A 21,406-nucleotide genomic window follows, 5' to 3' on the forward strand; every position below is an offset into this window, starting at 1 on the left:
CATGTGTGGGGTACACCTGCTGCTGACCTTTCCTCAACGGAACAAGGAAGCCATACAAGCCATGACCCAAACTTGTCGGCACCGGGGCCCGGACCATACGGCCTGGTCGCAGGTGGCGCCGGGAGTCTACCTCGGGGCTAACCGGCTAAAAATACTGGATCTACACGATCGGGCCAATCAGCCGCTGGTTTACAGGGCGGCCCAGGCCCACTTGGCCTGGAATGGCTTCCTCTACAATTACCAGGATCTTCGAAATGAATTGCTCCAGGAAGGGGTGCATTTTGAAACTGCTTCGGACGGTGAAGTATTGCTTCACTGGCTGATTCGCAAAGGGGCAGCCGGAGTCGGTAGGCTACAGGGAATGTATGCCTTTGCCTTCGTCGATGGGAAGAACGAACGGGTCCTGGTGGCCCGGGACCCGCTGGGCGTAAAATCGCTGTACTACGCGCAGGAGAAGGGCGTGTTGCTTTGCTCTTCTGAACTTCGATGCCTGCGACGATCCGGCTTGGTACCTGGCCACTTGAATGAAGCCCAGATAGTACCTTATATGTATCTGCGCCATGCCTTGCCTTCCCATTCCTTCCTCAGGGGGGTGCAGGAATTGCTCCCCGGAGAACTGAGGACCTGGGACCTTCAGGGCAAGCCTCTGGGTTCGAGACAAATCCCCTTCGAAGCAGCAGGTCCAAAGCCTGCAAAGACCGGTGAAAACGCCGAAGAGTTGTTAACGGATGCTGTATTGAAGCAAGTTCACGCCGATGTCCCAGCAGGATTGATTTTAAGTGGAGGAGCAGACAGCTCCCTGATTTACCACCTTTGGAACAAACACGGTGGAGGAGCGGTGCCGACATTTACCGTTGGATTTCAACGGCCTTACCGCCGGGCTTTTGCTGACGCGGATTTTGCCGCGAGGTTGGTGGCAGGCAAGCGGGCGTTTCACCAGGAAATTACCATTTCTCCGGATTGGTTTCTGGAAACCTGGCCCGACTACATCCGGGAGTTGGATGTGCCGGTTGGCGATGCGGCGAGCTACCTTACCTGGGCGGTGGCCAAAAAAGCCCGAAATACGGTGAAGATCCTACTAAGCGGGGCTGGAGCGGATGAGTTATTTGCCGGATACAATCGCCATGCAGCGTACAAGAGGTACCTGGCAAACCCCGTTTTCTGGAACCGGGCCGCATCGGTAGGCAAAAGGTTCCCGGTGGGTGGAAGGAGGCTTCGGCAGTTTTTGGGGGGAATTCACCCCGATCCAATTAGAACCTTTATGAATTTTGCGGGGCTTTACCCCTTGCCGGATGGCCTGGCCACTGAGCTTAGCGGTTTGTATCCGAAAGAGGAGGGACCGTTTACCAATGCCCTGGCATGGGACAAAAAGGTTTATTTGGTGCATGATTTGCTGAAAATTCATGACAACGCTTGTATGGCACATGGGATTGAAGGCAGGGTCCCTTTTCTGGATTGGCAAGTGGTGGACTGGAGCCTTCGGAGAAGCGAAGCGGATAGACGGAATGCCGCCCCCAAACACTGGATCAAATCGTTGTTAAGACAGGAAGGGCTGGCGGCGCATGCCAGGCGAACGAAATTTGGGTTTGGCCTGCCACTGAAAGAATGGCTGCAGGGTCATGCTGGATTTCGGAATCGCGTTGTGCCTTCCGTCATCCATTTTGGTCGTCGATTTGAGGAGGTTCTTCCGAGCGAATGGAAACCACTAACGCGCCACCCGGAAAAACACCTGGGCAACCACTATTTGCTCTTGTACAACCTATTTCTTTTGAACGATTGGATCGAAGAAAATCAGCTATGAAGCTCTGTTACATCCATCAGTATTACCTTAAGCCCGAGGAGGGTGGAGCCATCCGCTCTTACCACCTGGCCCAGGGCATGGCCGCTGCAGGGGTAGAAGTAACTGTGGTCACCGCGCACAACCGACCGGATTACGAAGTCCGGTGGGACGGAAAAGTTCAGGTACACCTTTTACCAGTGCCTTACGACAACAACTTTTCTGCCTTTCGGCGGCTGTGGGCGTTTGCTGCCTTTGTACGCGCTGCAAAAAAGTTGCTTGGTCGCATGCCTTTGCCTGACTTGTTGTACATTACATCCACCCCGCTCTCAACCGGGCTCATAGGTACCTGGGCCCGGCGAAAATGGGGTATTCCTTTTGTTTTTGAAGTCCGGGATCTATGGCCCAAAGCTCCCATTGCGATCAAAAGTATCCGCAATTCCCTGTTGAAAAAGGTCTTGTACAAGATGGAGGAAACCATTTACCGGAAGGCCTGGAAAATCGTCGCCCTCTCTCCTGGGATGCAGCAGTACATTCAACAGAAAGTTTCGCAACAACCGGTAGTCCTTATTCCAAATTTTGCAGACCTGGATTTTTTTCAGGTCCGGAAGGATCGCTACCCGAACAGGCAATTTGACCAACAGCCCCTGACGTTTTTGTATGCCGGGGCAATAGGAGAAGTAAATGGACTGCTGCAGTACCTGGATTTGGCAGAAGCTGCAAAGAGGAAAGGAAAGAATTGGTTGTTTCAGCTCATGGGCAAAGGGAAATGGCTGCCTGCACTAAAAGAGGAGGCAGCTAAAAGAGGATTGAGCCGCGTGGAATTCATTCCTTTCGGAAATAAAGTGGAAGTACGAGAGCGGATGCAAGCTGCCGACATAGCTTATATTTCCTTTCTTCGGCTCCGGGTTTTGGAAGTTAGCAGTCCCAATAAATTTTTTGATGCCCTGGCCATGGGTATGCCGGTTCTGATCAATTTCAAGGGTTGGATTAACGATTTGGTCAGCGCTCATGACCTGGGCTGGTACCAGGACGAGCAGCCGTACGAACCCCTGCTGGAGGCCTTGGAGGCGCTGGAACATTGCCCGGAGGCATTGGCGCGGAAGGGGAAAAATGCCCGATCCCTGGCAGAGCGCTCTTTTGCGAAGGACAGGGCCGTCGCTTCGCTATTAGATGTAGTCGAATTTTGCCAAAACAAGGACCGAACCGGCTTAGCGCGGTTTGTATCCCGATAATTTAAAGATTTCCCGGGCGTCTTGCTGCTTCATCAACTCGGAGAGGCTCAGGTTATTATTGATCCGGTAGTCGTCCACGATATTCCATCCCAGCCACCGGCCGATTCTCCCGGGTGCATCCGGACTTATGACATCCGTGAAGGGTGCCTCGCCAACATACCGTCTGATTTCAAAGGCATTGGTTTCATACAACAATTCGTTTTCGATAAAATGCCCCCAAATCATTTCTTCATTGGCATAGCTTCCGAGGACTTCCTTTTTCTCGTAGCCGATGATGTACTCGTCTGGCGTGCAGGGAAGGATACTTTTGGTGAAATGGTAGGCTTTTCCGTAAAAAATCATTTCTGCCAGAAGTGTGCGATCCCCCAAATCGGTCTGATTAAATTGGGAGGAAATTGCCGTCACAATCGTAGGAATCAGGTGTTCCTCGGTATACCGCTTTACAATGTATTGAGGCAGTTCTAGCGGCTGAAAGCGATGGTCCTCCGGTAGAAAATAGTCGAGTCCTATGATGATAATGTCTTCCTCGACAATCAAGTCGGTACCAAAGCCGGTCACAAACGTATATACCTCAGGAACCTTGAATTCTGGGAAATGAAACAAAATACCTCGAAAGGCGTCCTCCAAAGACTCCTCAATCTCGGCAACGGTGTCAAAATGAATGGCTACTTCCTCGTACAATTCCTGCATGCCGCTATCGCTGTGGATGAGTAATAGCTCTGTTTTCAGTTGTGCCTCGTTTTCAAAGCCCATGTTTCCAAACATAGCCGAGGAAAACTCGGGATAGTTTTCGAGGTGTTCGGTCAGTTTTTCTTCCGTTAAATCCTCAAAAAACAGTTGTTCCATCCGGTGTAGGCGCACCTCAACCGGGATCTCCAAATAGGAATCTGGAAGGGTGCAGCGTTCGTTCGAATTCCCGCAACTAGAAAAAATCAGGAAAACGAATCCCAGGGATATTCCATACGCACTTCTTTTCATAGCTGCAAAGATAAGACATTGCTGCAAAGGAATGGCTAGTTGACAGGGACAGGACCTGGTTTTTGTAGGAATATGGTTAGGAAAAGGTTGATGGAATCCAAAAAAAGTTCAGGTAGCTGTCTATACATTGATTTTCATTTATATAAATGATTATTTCATTTACTTATTTGTGATTTTTATTTTTTGAATCCAAACTATCTGCCTGCTTAGTTGTTTGTTCCCTGTATTACGTTTTAACTAAACCAATATTTATTATGGAACTAAACCTAAAGAGAATGCAGAAATTAATGAGTCTGTTCCTCGCAGCAGCGCTTTTATTTTCATTCGGTTGTTCGGATGACGATCCGGCGCCGATGCCACCCGAGGAGGAAAGCATCATTGACATAGCTTCCGGTAACACGAACTTTTCAACATTGGTAGCCGCCATTCAGCGGGCTGATCTGGTAGATGCGCTGAATGCTGCCGGACCATTTACGGTGTTTGCTCCAACCAATCAAGCATTCACAGACGCAGGTATTACCGATGTTAACGCTGTTCCTGTAGAACAACTCCGAGATATTCTATTGTACCATGTAGTAAATGGAAGGGTGATGGGCAGTCAGGTGAGCACAGGAGAGGTACCTACCCTGCTTGAAGGATTTAACCTCAACGTTGTTGTCGATGGAGGCACCATCACCATCAACGATGATATTACCGTTATCACACAAGATCTCTCTGCATCCAATGGTGTCATACACGCGATTGATGGGATTCTTATGCCGGAAGAGGAAAGCAACACCATCGCTGATATTGTGATGGGGGATGAGGATTTCTCCACGCTGCTCGCAGCGGTTTTGGCTGCCGACCTGGACGAAACGCTATTGGAGCAGGGGCCTTTTACCGTATTTGCTCCTACGAATGCGGCCTTGGAAGCTTACCTTACAGACAATGGGTTGACAGCAGAGCAGCTTTTGCAGTCGCCTGATTTGGCCTCCATATTGACCTACCATGTGGTAGATGGAGAAGTGCCTGCATCTGCAGTAGTTGCTGGAAGTGTACCCAGTCTCTCGGGAGTTCCGTTTTATGTGAGCATTGATCCCGATGATAACGTTTGGATAAACGGCAACACCCAGGTCGTTAACACAGATATTGAGGCGGACAATGGCATAATCCATGTGATCGACTATGTCATTACACCTCCTACACAATCCATCGCTGAGATTGCGGTAGGATTTTCACAGGCAGAAACACCTGAATTTACGCAATTGGTCGGTGCGCTGACCAGGGCAAATTTGGTAGATGCGGTCAGCGGTGGAGTGGACGATAACCTCACTGTATTTGCGCCGACGGATGCCGCGTTCGAAGCACTCTACGAGGCCTTGGAGGTAGATGGATACGAAGACATTCCGCTGGAAACGTTAACGGCAGTTCTTACTTACCACGTGGTTCCTGCAAGGGCTTTCTCTCAGGACTTACGGGAAGGAGCCAATTTGCCTACCCTGCTCGAGGGAGAAGAGTTGTCGGTTAATCTGGCAAATCTGGAAATCAACACTTCCGGGCTCGTTCCGGACTTGTTGAACGTACACGCTACCAATGGGGTCATTCACGTCATCGACGAAGTCTTGGTACCATAAATTGGATATTGGGTTTTTTTGTGGAAAACAGGTGCCATGTCGGTGCCTGTTTTTTTTATTCCCGGATTTCATGCCGAATCATTGGCATTTGCGCTTCCCTTATTTTTCATGTAAAAAAATACCTGCATACTTTTTCTCTTCCGCTTTAATCTCCAAACATCCGTTCCAAAAAGAAAGGAATACGTATCTTTACGGGTGCTTTTCGGATTTTTCTAAATCCATGCTGGATAACCCCATGGAATACTGCCTGTGGGTAACCTGGCGAAGCTGTGTATCAACGTTAAAATCAGCCGCATGATTTGTTTTAGGCATGTAAACCCGTACCGATTATTTTTTATTGGAATGATGCTTCTGCTGCCTTTCCTGCTGCAGGCACAATCGCTTCAGGATATCTCGTCCCTCGACGTTGATGAGTTATCGGATCAACAATTGCAGGTACTAATGAACAGGGCCATGGAAGCGGGGCTTTCGGAGGCCGAGTTGTTACAAATGGCCCAGGTAAGAGGAGTACCGGCTGCGGAAATAGAAAAATTAAAAGAACGGTTAGAAGGGATGGTTTTCGGCCTTACGAATGGGAAAAGTTCCGGAGCACGTCAGGGAAAACGGGAACCCCGGAGGCAACTGGACTTCAATGAAATAACCCGGGGAATTATTCCCTCTCCGGAAGATGTCGGGACAGACCTGGCAGAAGAGCATCCGATTTTTGGGATGGATCTTTTTTATAGTAAAAACCGGCGATTGACCTTTGAACCGAGCGTCAACATGGCGACACCCCGAACGTATATTTTGGGTCCTGGGGACGAGGTATACATCGATATTTACGGGCAATCAGAGCGGTATTACGAAGCATCGGTCACACCGGAGGGCCAACTAATTCTGGAAAACATTGGACCCATTTCTGTCTCCGGGCTTACCCTGGAAGAAGCTACGCAGGTTGTCAAGAACCGGCTTTCTACCTTTTACGCAGGTCTTGGCGGAAGCAGGCCGACCTCCTTCTTGCAACTGAACTTGGGCAATATACGCACCATTAAAGTAAATTTGGTCGGCGAAGTCCGGCTACCCGGCACGTTTACCCTCAGTGCGTTTAGTACGGTCTTTAATGCCCTGTATGCAGCCGGGGGGCCCAATCAAAACGGGAGTATGAGGCGTGTTCGGTTGATAAGAAGTGGTAAAGAGATTGCGGAAATTGATATTTATGATTTTCTGACAGATGGAGACCCCAGTATGAACGACATGCTGCAGGATCAGGACATCATTTTGGTTCCTCCCTATTTGGGTAGGGTTACCGTAGAAGGAGCCGTCAAGCGGCCCAAAATATTTGAAGTGAAAGAAGACGAGACTTTCGCCGATGTGTTGTCCTTTGCCGGAGGCTTTACCGATCAGGCATTCAGGGATAAGGTAAACGTGGAGCGGATTACCGATAAACAGCGATCGGTATCGGATATTTACAACGACCAGTTTCACATGTTTTTGGTAAAGGGGGGTGACCGCTACGAGGTGGGGGAAGTGCTGGACCGGTACACCAACCGTATTCAAATAAAAGGAGCTGTTTTCAGGCCGGGAAATTACGCCTATCAGGAGGGGTTGACCCTGACCCAACTCTTGGAAAAGGCAGAGGGCCTTCGGGGAGAAGCGTACAGCAAGCGCATACAAATTTTGCGAACCAACGAAGACCTAAGTACCCGCATGTTGCAGGTAAACCTCGAAGAAATCCGGAATGGCAACGAATCGGATATTCCGCTGAAGCGGGAAGACCTGATCCGGATACCGTCCATTTATGAGCTACGGGAAGAACAATATGTAAAAATAGCCGGAGAAGTAGTTCAGCCGGGCACCTATCCTTATTCCGAGGAGATGACTCCGGAGGACCTGATATTGATGGCAGGCGGGTTGAAAGAAGCGGCGTCCGAAGCCAGTGTGGAACTCGCCAGACGGGCCTCGGATGTTGAAGGGAGGGAGTTTTCACAAATCATCCCAATCCCCATCAGCCGGGACCTGAGTTTGCCCGAAACGCCCATTGAACTGCGTCCCTTTGATCAGCTAACTGTCCGAAGAAAAACCAATTTTGGCCTGGAGCGAATGGCCAGTATCGAAGGACAGGTGAATTCACCGGGAACCTTTGCCATTCAGCATGCCGAGGAAAGAATATCCGACTTGATTAATCGCGCCGGCGGACTGACGGCCTTTGCCTATGCCAAAGGGGCCCGATTGATTCGGCGTACCGAATTCTACAAAACCGAATCAGAGGACATGCGCAACGAGCGAAGCCTCCTCAACCTTTTGGAACGGATCAATCGGGAGGAACTGGACCCGACGGAATCGCAGCAGGAATTGATTGAGCGGATAAGCAACTATCTGTTTGAAAACCCCGATTCTGCGCGTACCGACTTGGAGGAGCGGGTAATTCAGGCCAGGGAAAACCTGCTGAATGAAATCTCAGAATCCCGCGAAAACGTGGCGCCGATTAAAATCAGGGAAACGGAAGCGATCGCAATTGACCTGGAAGCGATCCTGGCTAATCCAGGTTCCAAGTACGATTTGATTGTGGAGGAAGGCGATATTTTAAGCGTCCCGCGTCAATTGCAAACGGTACGGTTGCGGGGCGACGTGATCTATCCCACCACTGTCCGGCACGAAGATTTCCGATCCATGTCCTATTACATCAACCGCGCTGGAGGCTTTGCGACGCGTGCAAAAAAGGGGCGCACCTACGTGGTTTATGCCAATGGGCAGGTAGCGCGCACGAGAAATTTTGTCTTATTTAATGTGTATCCCAAGGTGGAACCGGGATCGGAGATCATTGTACCTACCAAGGGTCCCAGACTCCCCATTCGGCCCGGCGATTTGGTCGGTATCACCACTGGGCTGGCTACCCTTGCCCTGGTAATCACCCAACTACTCAATTGATGCAACAGCAAAACCAACATATTCTCGATGACAAACTAACCTTCGGAGAACTCGTGGAAAGGTTGTATCAATGGCTTTTTGTGTTTCTTCGAAAATGGAGATTTCTGGCAGCAATGGTGCTACTAGGGGCGCTGTTGGGAGTAGCCGTAGCGCTGCTAAAAAAGCCGGTTTACCATGCGGATACTACTTTTGTGCTGGAACAGTCCGAGATGGGAGGTTTGGGGAACATCTCCGGAATTGCCTCCATGTTGGGACTAAACCTGGGATCCGTCGGTTCCGAAAGCGGCTTGTTTAAGGGAGACAATATTTTGGAATTGTATCGATCGGATGCCATGCTCTCCCTGGCGCTACTGACTCCATTTGACACTGCAGGCGAAAGCCAGCTTTTGGTGGAACGGTACATCCGTTTTCATGAACTGGATGAAAAATGGAAACGAAAGGTCGATTTCGAATCCCTCAATTTTAGCCTTCCGAGGCAGCGTTTTTCGGTACAACAGGACAGTGTGCTTCGGGAAGTGGTAAAGGAGATTCGAAAAGTGAGCCTGTTGGTGGATAAGCCCGATCGAAAGCTTAACATTATCAAGGTCACCGTCGCGTCAAAAGACGAAGACTTTGCGAAACGTTTCAATGAGACGCTGGTCGAGACGGTAAATGACTTTTACCTCAAAACCAAAACCAAAAAAACGGCTGAAAATCTTTCCGTATTGCAGCAGCAGGCAGATAGTGTGCGTACCGTTCTGGATGAAAAGATCCAGCAACTGGCGCGTTTTCAGGACAAGAACCCAAATCCCAACCCGCTGCTGCAGGAAGGCATGGTGGCATCCAGAAGCCTGCAAATAGATATACAGGCGTCAGCCGCCGTGTACGAGGAAATTGTCACCAATCTGGAAATTGCCAAAATCAACCATCGGAACAATACACCGCTAATCCAGATCATTGATCAGCCGCGATACCCGCTCGAGCGTTCTGAGATAAAATTGATAACCGGTATACTGCTCGGGGCAATTATTTTCTTTCTCCTGGGAATGGCATTCGTATACCTTCAGACTTTGTTTTACCGGCATTTCAAGCAGTAGCCTTCCCGGTCTTTTATGCGTGGAATCATTCATCGGCTGCCATTTTTCGATCTTTTACGACACAAGTCCATCAGGAATTTTGGCTTTCTCTTCCTGATCCAATCCTCCAACATCCTTGTTTCCCTCCTGGCCATGCCCGTGCTTATCCGGGCCATCGGTGTGGCAGAGTTTGGTCTGGTAAACCTCTCCTTTTCCGTAATTCTGGCTTTTAATGTGCTGGTAAGTTATGGGTACAACTTGAGCGGTCCACGAAATATAGCCCTGGGCGAGGCAGATCCGGAGCAAGTAAGCAAAGCTTTTTCCGAAGTAATCGGAAGTAAATGCCTGCTGGCACTGATTGCGCTTGCAGGTATTTTTGTTTTGGGGCTGGGGTTCGGTTTTTTTAGCGACTATTGGGTTATTTTGGCCTGGTCTACGCTGTTATTGCTCAGTGAGGCTACCACGACCGTTTGGTTTTTTCAGGGAAAGGAGAGCCTCCACTGGGCTTCCCTGGCAAATGTTTTTGCAAAGTTGATGTACCTTGGTCTGATACTTAGCTTGGTAGAGGATCCCTCGCAAAGTTACCTGGCCAATTTTTTTCTGGGTGGAACGGCCTTTTTAACAAACATTGGCTTACTGCTCTACATCCATTTTGGATTGAAAATTCGCTTTCGCTGGCCTAGAGTGGGTGTTATATGGCAATCCTGGAGAGATAACCTGCTGCTTTTTTTCTCAGGGATGACGGCCCATCTTGCCGTTAACGGAGGGGTGATCGTACTGAGTTTTTTCGCTACTGCACAGGTATTGGGCCTGTATGGAATGGCAGAACGGGTGGCTATGGTTCTGCGAATAGCGCCCACTTTGATTACCCAGGCAGCCTATCCGAGAGCAAGTGTTCTTTTCTATTCCGATACAGCTGGTTTTTATGCGTTTATACGGAAGGTCCAGTGGGCCTCCTTGCTTTTGGGCGGGGGAATAAGCGTATTGGTCCATGTTTTCGCCCCGATGATTATTCAGTTGGTCGCAGGGAGAAGCCACAGCGAAGCCGTTGCCATTTTAAAAATACTCGCTTTTTTGCCTTTTTTTGCGGGGCTTAATATTGGCAATATGCTCATCATACTGGTGACCGACCAAAAGAAAATACTCTTCCACGCAACCTGGGGATTTGGGCTGTACATGCTGGGTACTTCGGTTTTGCTGACTACCTTTTTTGGCAGCCCGGGCTTGGCCGTAGCCTTGCTGTCTACCGAACTGGTGGTGTACCTGCTGACCACGTTTTTGTTGTGGAAAAACCAGCCGCAGATTTTAACCAATCATTACCGTGCACTCTTCAATCGCCATCGTTCTTCTTAATTGGAATGGTTGGGCATTTACCCGTCCTTGCCTGGAATCGTTACGTCTTTCCGGATTTGCAATGGAGCATATTATTGTGGTCGATAATGGCTCAGAAGACGGGTCAGCGGACGAAATTCAACGCAGCTTTCCAACCGTTCAGCTAATTCGGAATCCAATAAATACGGGATTTACCGGAGGCAATAATGCAGGCATACAGGCCGCTTCTGCGCAAGGCTATGCGTTTGTGCTGCTACTCAACAACGACACGGAAGTCAGCGCGGGTTTTTGGAAACCACTGCTCGAGGAAATGGACAGGTATCCGGATACCGGAGCAGTGCAGCCCCTGATCTATTTTCTTCACGACAAAACCAAAATCTGGAATGCAGGCGGTAGGTACCTATCCTGGCTGGGTATTTCCCAAACCAGCTATAGTCTGCCGGGTAAGGCCCCCTATTCCACTGACTGGATTACCGGCTGCGCCTTCCTGGTCCGGTCCGCGGTATTGGAAGAAGTTGGGCTATTGGACGAGCGGTATTTTGCGTATTTTGAGGACGTAGACTGGTCGCTTCGGATTAGAAAGCGGGGGTACAGATTGAAGGTGGTTCCGGAATCGGTTATTTTTCACGAGGCTGGTGCCGCCTCCAAAACCAAACAACCGGGAAAGGAGGGCTTTTTGAATCCAACGATTCATTACTTGAATGTACGCAACCAGCTCTTTCACCTAAGAAAATATGGGAGGCATCCGGTAAACTGGTTGTCCTGGCCGTTCCATCTGATTAAATTTGGCCTGTTCATGGGGTATTTCACCTTGAGAGGCAGAACAGCAAAGCGGAAGGCAGTACTTTCCGGCATAATCGATGGATTGAAATTTTCACTAAACGAAGCGAAATGATCGGTACGATATTATTTCTTCTGGTACTCCTCTACGTGCTGCTGCTGGTCGTAATCACCGTCAGAAAGATCGTGTTTCAGGGAAAATGGGAATTTATCATCGTTTTCATGATCCTTTATTTGCCGTTTTACATCTCGATCCTGAGCATTGTCTACCAGGCGACGGGATCGGAGATCATCGTGGGGCTTTTTCAATACCTGAAAGAGCTGCTTTTGCTGCTGGCGTTTCTTGGTTTTTTCCTCTACCAAAGAGATTTTTGGCACTATCCTTTTCGCTTGAATACCGTGGATGTGGTACTTCTGGCTTTTTTTGGATTGGCTACTTTGTATTTGTTTTTGCCCCTGGGGGAGGCCCTGTTTCTAAATAAGTTGCTTTACTTAAAAAACACCTTACTGATCGGTGCATTCTATTTTCTTGGCCGAAATACCCGGTTGGCGGGAGAACAACTGGATCGGGTTTTTGGATGGGTAATGCTCATTGCGGTCGGCGCCTTTGCTTTGAATTGCCTGGAAAAAGTAATGGGGGTCCATTTTCAACAATGGACAGGCTATGCGCTGTTTAATTTTGCGGTAAACGGCATCGAACCTTCCGGAAATTATGGGCTTTCCTGGACCTTTGAAACCCAAACCACCGGAATGCGCCTGGCCTCGTTTTTTTCCGATCCGCTGGAAATGGCCAGTTCGAGCTTGCTGGCCTTTGCAACGGGCTTGATTTGGTTCCTCACTAAAAAACGAGAAGAAAGTGGCTTTTACCTGTTTGTAATGCTTGCTGCGGTAGGGAGTTTGTTTTTTTCTGCCTCCCGCGCTGCTTTTGGGGCCTTTTTTGCCATGCTGTTTTTTATTGCGCTGGTTTTCAGACTATACCGCCTGTTACTTATGGGGGTGTTCCTGCTGTTTGGCTTTGTTGTGTACGTAGTGTATTTTGCCTCCGAGGACTTTTATTATTTTGTGTACGATACGCTGACGTTTCAGAACGCCTCGAGTCTTGGACACGCGGTAGAGTGGTTTTTGGCATTGGATGCCATGGTGGCAAATCCGGAAGGAATCGGTCTTGCCATGAGTGGCAACACCGGAAGTGTGGAGGACGATGTCCGGGTGGGTGGCGAAAACCAGTTTCTGATTTACGGGGTGCAATTGGGTGTTCTCGGAATGCTCCTGTACATCGGGGCATTGGCCCTGGGGATCGTAAAATCCCTACAGGTGTTTAGGCACACCGAAAATGTCTCCGATGCGCGGGTGGCATTTGTGGCGGCCAGTACCAAATTCGGATTGTTGCTCCCCTTGTTTACGGCGAATGCAGAACTGTATGCCTACGTTTCTCTTGTTTCCTGGTGGGCGATTGGGTACAGTCTCTCGGTATACAACAGGCTCTTGCCCTCCGTTAAACGTTCCTCCTACCTTTCTGCTCCTTCATGAAAAGCAGGCCAAAAATAGTTCTCGTGGATGTGTTTTACCTTCACCTGGCACAGACCGGAATAAAGACCTATACCGACAGCCTTCTTGGGCAAATTGCTTCGTATCTGGGATCCGATTTTCACTTTATCGTGTACCCCTCTCCGGAGAAAATCAGAAAGGGTACTTTTTTTAAAGGTAAGACGCCTCGTTGGAAAAATTGGTTGTTTCAAGGAAGGTATTTCCTTCACAAACTAGTAGTACTGCCCTGGCAAAGCATTCGCTTTCGCGCCGATCTGGTTTTTTGTCCCGATATACTTCCTCCGCTTTGGTCGAAGGGGCGGCGCGTGGTGGTGATACACGATGCATTTTTCTGGGAAAGCCCGGAGCACTATCATCCCCTATGGCGGAAAATTTACCTTTGTTTTTTAGAAGCGGGAATTCAGCGTGGAGCTCGGGTACTTACTGTCAGTGAATACGCAAGAAACCGCATTGAATTGTTTCTAAAAACACCCGAACCCATAACGGCCATCCCCACCGGTCTGGATGCCGGTCCCCGGCAGGAATCCGGAACTGAGATTTCTCCGGTTGATTCCCCGTATTTTTTACATGTAGGTGTGATGGAGCACCGAAAAAACCTCGTGACACTGGTACAGGCGTTTGCGGTTTTCGTCCGGGATTACGGGCAACATTTTAGATTGGTGCTGGTGGGAGCACGCGGGCCAAGGCCTACGTTGGATGCCTACGACGGGGTACTTCAGGAAATCGACCGCCTGGACCTGGCGGGGAAGGTGCTGTTACCGGGCTACCTGAGCAAAAGCGATCTGAACAGGTATTTTCGGTTTGCGTTGGCCTACGTATTTCCATCAAAAAATGAAGGATTTGGGTTACCTGTATTGGAGGCATTTTCCGTTGACTTGCCCGTAATCATCGGTCCTCAGGGAGCGCTTAAGGAAGTGGGTGGCTCCGGAGTCCTGGTCAGTGACAGCTATGCCCCGGAGGACTTCGCAGCGGCCATGGGACGGTTGGCAAACGACCCGGCATTGAGGTCGAAGCTGGCCTCGCTTGGGAGAGAACGACTTCAGGCGTTTACCGGGGAAAAGTTTTTTCTATCTTTACAGACGTATTTTACTAAACTCTTGCATGGCGACTAGGTTAGGAAAGTTGATTTCGACCATTTCCGGAATGGATTTTTCGGACCGGTTTGGGCCCGGGTGGGACCACTTGTCTGCTTTTTCGGTTTTGGCCAGAATGGGTATTTGGTGGCTCCGCGGTTTGGGGCTCCGATGGCGGATGAAATCGGCTCAGGGAATGTTACTCATCGGCAAAGGTGTTACCATCCGGCAGGCGAGTTATTTTCGTGTTGGGAAGAATTTTGTGGCACAGGATCAATGCGAGATCAATTGTCTTTCGCGTAGGGGCATCGTCTTTGGTGATAAGGTGACCGTGGGTAGTTTTGCCCTCATCCGGCCGACCAATTTGTACGGGGGCGAGCCGGGCGAGGGGCTGCGTGTGGGGGACAATTCCAGCATTGGTCCCTATGCCTACATTGGTTGTTCCGGGTACATCGAAATCGGCGCCAACGTCATGATATCCCCACGGGTTAGTATCTATTCCGAAAACCATGTCTTCGAATCCACGAGCCTACCCATGATCGATCAGGGGGTGCGGCGTTCGTTTGTCACGATTGAGGACGATTGTTGGATCGCCTCGCATGCGGTGATATTGGCGGGAGTGACGGTAGGAAAGGGGTCCGTAGTAGCTGCAGGCAGCATCGTCACCAAGGATGTTCCCCCATACAGTGTAGTTGGGGGAAATCCGGCAAGGATTCTTAAAAGCAGGAAAGAGGAATGAAATCCGAATCGCTCAAAAATTGGAAGGAGTGGGGAAAAAAAGACCCCTACTACGGTGTATTGTCGGAGGAAAAATTTCGCATGCAGCACCTTTCCGAACAGGCATTGACGGAGTTTTTTGAAACGGGAGAAGCGTTTGTCGCACAAAGCAGAAAAAGAATTCAGGACCGATTTGGGCTGGATATTGCGAAGGGAAGCATTCTGGACTTTGGATGCGGTGTGGGAAGGCTGGCCATTCCCTTTGCCCGCATCACGCAAAAGGAGGTGTGGGGCTTGGATATTTCGGAGGACATCATTGTCAGGGCAAAGGCGCACGCAGCGGCCCAGGGTCTGGAGCATCTTCACTTTTCCGCCTACGATGGTGCGCGTATCGCCAACATTCCGGTAGTTGATTTTGTGAACGCGTACATCGTCTTCCAACACATTGAACCGAAGCAAGGCATGAAGTTGATGCGGGATTTGCTGGAGCACACCCGGCATGGAGGGGTTTTTCAGGTGCAGGTAACCTATGGGCATTGTTTGCCTCGACGGGTATATGCTCATTTTTATCTCAGAACCCGATTTCCCCTGTATAATTATTTGTATTCTTCCCTAAAGCACCGCAGGTTTTGTCGGGAGCCAGTCATGCAAATGAACCACTATTCACCCGAGAAATTGTTTGCCTTGTTTGCCGGGTATTCGGACGAGGTGCACGTGGAGTTTACCAACCATGGCGGCCACCTTGGGGCCTTTTATACACTCAAAAAAAAACAATCTCCGTAATGCCCTGTCCATGTCACTAGAAAACACGAAGGTATTGATGCTTCATGGATCTTCGGATTTGTACGGTGCCAGTAAGATATTTTTACTGACAGCAAGCTTGTTGAAGAAAAACGGAGCCGCGGTAGTGGTGGTATTGTCCGAAGACGGTCCCCTGGCCAGCGAACTCAGGCGGGAGGGGGTCCGGGTTGTGTTCGTTAAGCTGGGCATTATCCGGAGGAAATATTTCAATGCAAGGGGCCTGATAAATCGGGTGAAGGTTTTATTCGCAGCCTATCACCGACTTGCCGCCATGGCAGAAGAAATGGGTGTTACCCACATTTATTCCAATACGGCGGCCGTATGGGTGGGGGCGATCCTGGCGAGGCAAAAGGGGTATTGCCACATTTGGCACCTGCACGAGATCATTGGCAGACCTGGATGGTTTGCCAGGCTGATGGGAAAACTGGTCCAACGGTCCGCGGATAAAGTGATCGTGGTTTCCGGAGCAGTAAAAGCGCATTGGGAAAAGTACATAGCGAGGAATAAACTCCATTTGGTGTATAATGGGATAGATTATAATCCGTATCTTTACCCCACGACTGATTTGAGGGAACAGTTGGCTATTCCGGAGGAGGCTTACGTGATTGGTATGGTGGGAAGGGTCAACAGCTGGAAAGGACAATCATACTTTTTGGCTATTTCGGAAGAATTAGCTAAAAAGTTTTTAAATTTACATTTTGTTTTGGTGGGAGATGCGTTTCCAGGTGAAGAATACCTGTTCGAAGGGTTAGAGCGAAAAATATTGGAAAAGGAGTACAGACATAGAATACACAATCTAGGGTTTAGAAGGGATATTTCGCAGGCCCTGGCTACCATGGATATTTTTATTCTTCCCTCCATTTTACCGGATCCCTTTCCTACCGTGATTTTAGAGGCGATGGCGGCTGCAAAGCCGGTAGTGGCGACGGGGCATGGGGGTGCGTTGGAGATGATTGCTAATGGGAAAACCGGCTTTCATATTCCCTGGGACGATCCTGTACGGGCTGCGGATACCATCGAAAAGCTTATAGAAAACAAAAACCTAATTGAAAAAATAGGTTTAAATGCGAGGAAGTGTGTTTTGGAAAATTTTTCATTGCCAGCTTATAGCAAGAAGATAGTGGAAATTTTTTCTTGATTTTAGTAAATAAAAGCAGTATGTCGAAAAACAGCAAGCCGTTGCATGTGGCGATTGTAGGAACAAGGGGATATCCGTACGTATACGGAGGATACGAGACGTTTGTAAAAGAAATGGGAGAACGACTGGTCCAACGGGGGATTGCGGTGACGGTCTATTGCCATGCCCCGTTGTTTGAAGAAAAGCCCAAAAAAGTCAATGGAATTAATTTGGTTTACATGCCCTGTGTGGAAACCAAATCCCTGAGTCAGCTTACCAATTCCCTGTTGTCCATGATTCACGTCTGCTTTTCGAAGGTAGACGTGGTCTTTGTTGTCAATAGTGCCAATGGCCCATTCGGTATTCTTACGAAGATTTTCGGGAAACCCTCGGCCATCAACGTGGATGGGCTGGAATGGCTCCGCCCGAAGTGGAAAGGTCTCGGCGCCCGGTACTACCTGTTTGCTTCCCGTCTCGCCACTAAACTCTACGATCAGCTGATTACCGACTCCGACGAGATGGAGAAAATCTACCTGGAAAAATTCAACGCACCCTCCAAAATGATTGCCTACGGCGCCAATCCCCGGGCATCTTCCGATAGCACGACAATCGAGACCTGGGGTCTGCAGAAGGAGTCCTATTATTTGATTGTGGGCCGGCTGATACCCGACAACAATGCAGACCTGATCGTGGACGGTTTTGTGCGGTCCAACTCCAAGCGCAAGCTGGTCATCGTCGGCGATGTGCCGTACCACGATCGATTTGCGCAGAAAATGAAAAGCATTCCGGACAAGCGGCTGGTATTTACCGGTTACGTACGGGATCAGGAACAACTGGCTGCCTTGTACCACAACTGCTACGCCTATTTCCACGGGCACGAGTATGGGGGCACCAACCCGGCCATGCTCAAAGCGCTGGGATACGGCTGCGCAATCCTGGCGATGGACACCCGGTTTAACCAGGAGATGCTGCAAAAAGGAAAATACGGATGGTATTTTGACAAAAATACCCAATCGGTGGTTCAGATTATTGATAGGGCCGAGGCTTCTCCGGAAAAAATGGAGTCTTTGCGCAACCACTCCCGGGAAGGGCTGACGCAGAAATACAATTGGGATGCGGTCACCGATGAATACGAAACGGTATTTAAGGTGCTATGTAAACGAAAGCTTAAAGAAAACCTGGTAGAAATTAACTACTGATAAAACGCCTGGCTATGCCGGGCTTTTTTTTGCCCAATGTGTGGAACACGAAGGACTTATTTAGTCCCAGTACCTTTTCAAAATAGATGCTGGATTCCGGGAAAAGCTTCTTCATTTCTTCCAGGGACAGCAGGCGGATTTCCTCCAGGTAGCCCTTGGCAAATGCAGGGTCCCATTTCTGCATGCGGCTGAATTTGGTACGTGTTAAAATAAAAAAGGCAAGGGAGTTCGGGAAAAATTGAAAAAAGGGAAGCGCGTAGTGCGGTTCCAGGAAAAAATATTTGTTCGGGGTTTGTACAAAATAATTTTTGCCTACCCGACGAATTTCCCGGGCCATTTTTTTCTGATTGGTGAAGGTATACAGGTGCTCAATGACCGAGTTTGAAAAGACCAGGTCAAACGATTGGTCCCCGAACTGCGAGAGATCCGTAGCATTTCCTGCCAAACTTTGTACATGGGGAAGTCGGGTAGTTTCTTTTTCCAGATTCAGTAATGTGATGCTGATCCGCTCGGGTTGAATAAACGTATGGTTTGCCCAAAAGCTCTCCGTTCCTCCGACATCCAGAATTTTGATTTTTTCCTGATTCCCGAACGTTTCCCGAAAGCAGGTTTCAAAAAAGCGAAATCTGCGCTGCCTGAATCTTCCACCGATTGATTTTGGCTCGTCTGAGGGAGCAAAAAGTCGTTTTATTTGTTGTTTCATTGATTAAATTTCCAACCAGTGTACCTGGAGTCGGTTCAGGCAATGGGGGCGATCAGGTCAATGGCATTTTCCCCGCTATCCATGGCTGAATGGTAATTAATTCCTAATTTTACAACAAAGTTGTGTACTTTGAAGTGAATATCAAAAAATTGGTTGCAGATAATTCGATATTGCAGGTAGTGCGTTAAAAGAAACGGGGAATTGTAGCCAGAGATTGATCAGGTTTTTTGCCTGCTGTGCCCAACCATCGTAGTTGAAATTGATTCATGGCAAAACGTTTTTATAGGTATTTCCCTTTTCTATTTGTAGCGGCGGAGTTGATCGTTCTCTGGATAACGTTGGGCCTGATCACGTTTTTGCTTGCTGAACGTACGGAATCCACACTGCCCTCGGCCCTCTGGGAGTTCGGTTTGTTTGGCTTGGTCTGGGTGCTGGTTTTGCTTTTTAGAAAGGACTACAAAATCGGTCGCACGTCCCACTACTGGGACACCCTCAATCAGTTTTTTCGATCCTTCGCCTGGGGGCTGCTTGTTTTCTTTTTGCTACGCGAGCAGCTAGCGGCTGGTTATGGAAAGGCATTCGGGTTTTATGTGTATCCACTGAGCCTTTCTTTTTTGGCATTTTTCCGGGTATCGGTACACGCAGCACTTCGGCGGTACCGACGGAGCGGAAGAAATTACCTGAAAGCGGTTATTTTGGGAAGGGATCAATTGAGTATCCGGCTGGCCCATACCTTGCAGACCAACAAAGCCTTGGGTATCAAATTCCTGGGGTTTTACGATACCAAGTGGGGGGGAGAGGAAAGTCTGGGGGATGTAGCGCGTTTTTTTTTACCGGCAGCAACAGAAGCGCTCGATCTGGTGTACTTAAGCCAGGAAATTTCCCCGGAGTTGGTGCGAAAAATCGTGGCACATGCAGATGAAAACCATATAAAAGTTAAAATCATCCCTGGTCCTCATTTGCAATGGAACAAAGAGATGTCCTTCAGCAGGTACGGGTCATTTTTGGTAGTCAATGTCAATGAAATACCACTGGATCGCTTGATGAATCGGGTTTTTAAACGTGTTTTTGACCTTGTTTTTTCCCTGATTGTATTGGTTTCGGTGTTGAGCTGGCTCATTCCACTGGTGGCAGTGTTGATCAGGTGGGAATCCAAAGGGCCGGTATTTTTTCTTCAAAAACGAACCGGGCTCAACAACCGGGAGTTTTATTGCATAAAATTCCGGACCATGTTGGACAATCCATGGGCAGATACCCTTCAGGCGACCAGAAACGATCCCCGTGTAACCCGGGTTGGAAGATTTTTGCGGCGCTTTTCCCTGGATGAGCTCCCGCAGTTTTTCAATGTAGTAAAAGGCGATATGTCGGTGGTAGGCCCCAGACCCCATACGGTGCCAATGAACCAAGAATTTAAAAAGCGACTGGACTATTACGACAACCGGCACCGGATAAAGCCGGGAATCACCGGATTGGCGCAGGTGCTGGGGTACCGGGGTGAAATAGCGAACCTTTGGCAGATACGTTCAAGGGTTCGGCTCGATCATTTTTATATACGCAATTGGTCCTTTTTTCTGGATGTGCGCATTGTTTACAAAACCATGGGCGAATTAATTGCCCGAAGAGACGAAATCTATTGATGGATGCATACAAATGCCTGATCTGCTTTAGTGCTACGCAAGGTCCGGTTTACCAGGTAAGCGAGATGATGTTTGGTTCGGGTGAACGCTTTGCGTACACCCAATGCCCCGAGTGCGGAACCATCCAACAGCTTTCTCCCCCTACGAATATGGGGAGCTACTATCCGGCGGCATATTATTCCTTTACCGGGTTGTCCCGTTCCACTGTACCCGTGCGCTGGATGAAGAAGATCAGGCTTCTCTTGTACCGTGCTTCTGGACTTTCCTTGTTCCGACCGGTTTACGGAAACTGGCTGCACCACCTGGCTGCCCGGGAAAGCGATCAAATTGCAGACATAGGCTGTGGAAATGGTCAGCTGTTGTACGAGATGCATGCCAGTGGATACAAGCACTTGTCGGGGTTTGACCCCTTTTTGGCGGAGCCCCTGCGCGTTGCCAGCGGCTTGGAATTGTTTAAACTAGAGCTGCACCAGATTCTGGGAACCTTTCAGGTGATCATGTTGCATCATGCGTTTGAACACATGCGGGACCCCAATGCCTCCTTTGCCAAACTTGCCAGCTTGCTACAACCTGGAGGAAGGCTGCTGATTCGTGTACCCGTTTCGGACGGAGAAGCCTGGTCTACCTTTCGTGAACACTGGGTGCAGCTAGATGCCCCGAGGCATTATTTCATACCCAGCGTCACCGGCATGGAACGGCTCGCCCGGCGATACGGTTTGGAACTTTTTCGTACCGAATTCGACAGCACCTCCTTTCAATTTTGGGGAAGTCAGCGGTACCGGGACGGCGCTTCGCTATCCGACAGGAATCCTTCGAAAATTCCTTCTGCCGAACAGATGCGGGACTACGAACAAAGAGCGAAACTTTTGAACCAAACGCAAAAGGGAGATCAGGCTGCTTTTTATTTTCGGAAACCCATCTAGCAACCGCTTCC

The 21,406-nt window shown here is 49.2% G+C and carries 17 protein-coding genes; 15 read left to right on the plus strand and 2 right to left on the minus strand.

All coding sequences use genetic code 11. The features are described 5' to 3' along the window. The first annotated feature begins 1 nt into the window (after nucleotide 1). Nucleotides 2–1,801 (plus strand): asparagine synthase (glutamine-hydrolyzing), encoded by a 1,800-nt coding sequence (gene asnB / locus GCU44_RS00450; RefSeq protein ID WP_154852314.1) that lies wholly within the window; start codon nucleotides 2–4, stop codon nucleotides 1,799–1,801. Continuing rightward, nucleotides 1,798–3,012: a glycosyltransferase family 4 protein gene (locus tag GCU44_RS00455; RefSeq protein ID WP_154852317.1), complete on the plus strand. Its 1,215-nt coding sequence runs from the start codon at nucleotides 1,798–1,800 to the stop codon at nucleotides 3,010–3,012. The genes asnB and GCU44_RS00455 overlap by 4 nt, the downstream gene beginning before the upstream one ends. On the opposite strand, the gene gldB is transcribed toward GCU44_RS00455, so the two are convergent. Further along, nucleotides 2,989–3,990, minus strand: coding sequence for a gliding motility lipoprotein GldB (gene gldB, locus GCU44_RS00460; protein ID WP_154852320.1), 1,002 nt, complete (start codon nucleotides 3,988–3,990; stop codon nucleotides 2,989–2,991). The genes GCU44_RS00455 and gldB overlap by 24 nt on opposite strands. 275 nt (nucleotides 3,991–4,265) lie before the next feature. On the opposite strand from gldB, the gene GCU44_RS00465 reads away from it, so the two are divergent. The 11 genes from GCU44_RS00465 to GCU44_RS00515 all read left to right on the plus strand — a co-directional run bounded on the left by GCU44_RS00465 (nucleotide 4,266) and on the right by GCU44_RS00515 (nucleotide 18,132). Further along, nucleotides 4,266–5,603 (plus strand): fasciclin domain-containing protein, encoded by a 1,338-nt coding sequence (locus GCU44_RS00465; protein WP_161993873.1) that lies wholly within the window; start codon nucleotides 4,266–4,268, stop codon nucleotides 5,601–5,603. 342 nt (nucleotides 5,604–5,945) lie between these two features. Further along, nucleotides 5,946–8,510, plus strand: coding sequence for an SLBB domain-containing protein (locus GCU44_RS00470; RefSeq protein WP_241684791.1), 2,565 nt, complete (start codon nucleotides 5,946–5,948; stop codon nucleotides 8,508–8,510). Next, nucleotides 8,510–9,586, plus strand: coding sequence for a GumC domain-containing protein (locus tag GCU44_RS00475; protein ID WP_154852329.1), 1,077 nt, complete (start codon nucleotides 8,510–8,512; stop codon nucleotides 9,584–9,586). The genes GCU44_RS00470 and GCU44_RS00475 overlap by 1 nt, the downstream gene beginning before the upstream one ends. 15 nt (nucleotides 9,587–9,601) lie before the next feature. Further along, nucleotides 9,602–10,918, plus strand: coding sequence for an oligosaccharide flippase family protein (locus tag GCU44_RS00480; RefSeq protein WP_154852332.1), 1,317 nt, complete (start codon nucleotides 9,602–9,604; stop codon nucleotides 10,916–10,918). After that, a complete protein-coding gene (locus GCU44_RS00485) occupies nucleotides 10,887–11,792 on the plus strand; it encodes a glycosyltransferase family 2 protein (RefSeq protein ID WP_154852335.1) in 906 nt (301 codons plus the stop codon). Before GCU44_RS00480 ends, GCU44_RS00485 begins: the two co-directional genes overlap by 32 nt. Continuing rightward, on the plus strand, nucleotides 11,789–13,207 hold the full coding sequence (locus GCU44_RS00490) for an O-antigen ligase domain-containing protein (protein ID WP_154852338.1): 1,419 nt from the start codon (nucleotides 11,789–11,791) through the stop codon (nucleotides 13,205–13,207). The genes GCU44_RS00485 and GCU44_RS00490 overlap by 4 nt, the downstream gene beginning before the upstream one ends. Continuing rightward, a complete protein-coding gene (locus GCU44_RS00495; RefSeq protein ID WP_154852341.1) occupies nucleotides 13,204–14,337 on the plus strand; it encodes a glycosyltransferase family 4 protein in 1,134 nt (377 codons plus the stop codon). Before GCU44_RS00490 ends, GCU44_RS00495 begins: the two co-directional genes overlap by 4 nt. Continuing rightward, nucleotides 14,327–15,037, plus strand: coding sequence for an acyltransferase (locus GCU44_RS00500; protein ID WP_092172289.1), 711 nt, complete (start codon nucleotides 14,327–14,329; stop codon nucleotides 15,035–15,037). The genes GCU44_RS00495 and GCU44_RS00500 overlap by 11 nt, the downstream gene beginning before the upstream one ends. Next, complete coding sequence (locus tag GCU44_RS00505; protein ID WP_154852344.1) at nucleotides 15,034–15,798, plus strand: class I SAM-dependent methyltransferase; 765 nt, start codon at nucleotides 15,034–15,036, stop codon at nucleotides 15,796–15,798. The genes GCU44_RS00500 and GCU44_RS00505 overlap by 4 nt, the downstream gene beginning before the upstream one ends. A 10-nt stretch (nucleotides 15,799–15,808) precedes the next feature. Beyond that, nucleotides 15,809–16,954: a glycosyltransferase family 4 protein gene (locus GCU44_RS00510; protein ID WP_154852347.1), complete on the plus strand. Its 1,146-nt coding sequence runs from the start codon at nucleotides 15,809–15,811 to the stop codon at nucleotides 16,952–16,954. A gap of 20 nt (nucleotides 16,955–16,974) precedes the next feature. Continuing rightward, a complete protein-coding gene (locus GCU44_RS00515; RefSeq protein WP_154852350.1) occupies nucleotides 16,975–18,132 on the plus strand; it encodes a DUF1972 domain-containing protein in 1,158 nt (385 codons plus the stop codon). Here GCU44_RS00515 and GCU44_RS00520 read toward each other — a convergent pair. Continuing rightward, on the minus strand, nucleotides 18,122–18,835 hold the full coding sequence (locus GCU44_RS00520) for a methyltransferase domain-containing protein (protein ID WP_092172301.1): 714 nt from the start codon (nucleotides 18,833–18,835) through the stop codon (nucleotides 18,122–18,124). The genes GCU44_RS00515 and GCU44_RS00520 overlap by 11 nt on opposite strands. Before the next feature lie 266 nt (nucleotides 18,836–19,101). On the opposite strand from GCU44_RS00520, the gene GCU44_RS00525 reads away from it, so the two are divergent. After that, the gene (locus GCU44_RS00525) at nucleotides 19,102–20,472 is read left to right on the plus strand and encodes an exopolysaccharide biosynthesis polyprenyl glycosylphosphotransferase (protein ID WP_154852366.1); all 1,371 of its coding nucleotides are present in this window, start codon (nucleotides 19,102–19,104) and stop codon (nucleotides 20,470–20,472) included. After that, nucleotides 20,472–21,395, plus strand: a complete 924-nt coding sequence (locus GCU44_RS00530) for a class I SAM-dependent methyltransferase (RefSeq protein ID WP_154852369.1) — start codon at nucleotides 20,472–20,474, stop codon at nucleotides 21,393–21,395. The genes GCU44_RS00525 and GCU44_RS00530 overlap by 1 nt, the downstream gene beginning before the upstream one ends. The last annotated feature ends 11 nt before the right edge of the window (nucleotides 21,396–21,406 follow it).

The organism is Cyclobacterium xiamenense (assembly GCF_009467825.1).
Lineage (GTDB): Bacteria > Bacteroidota > Bacteroidia > Cytophagales > Cyclobacteriaceae > Cyclobacterium > Cyclobacterium xiamenense.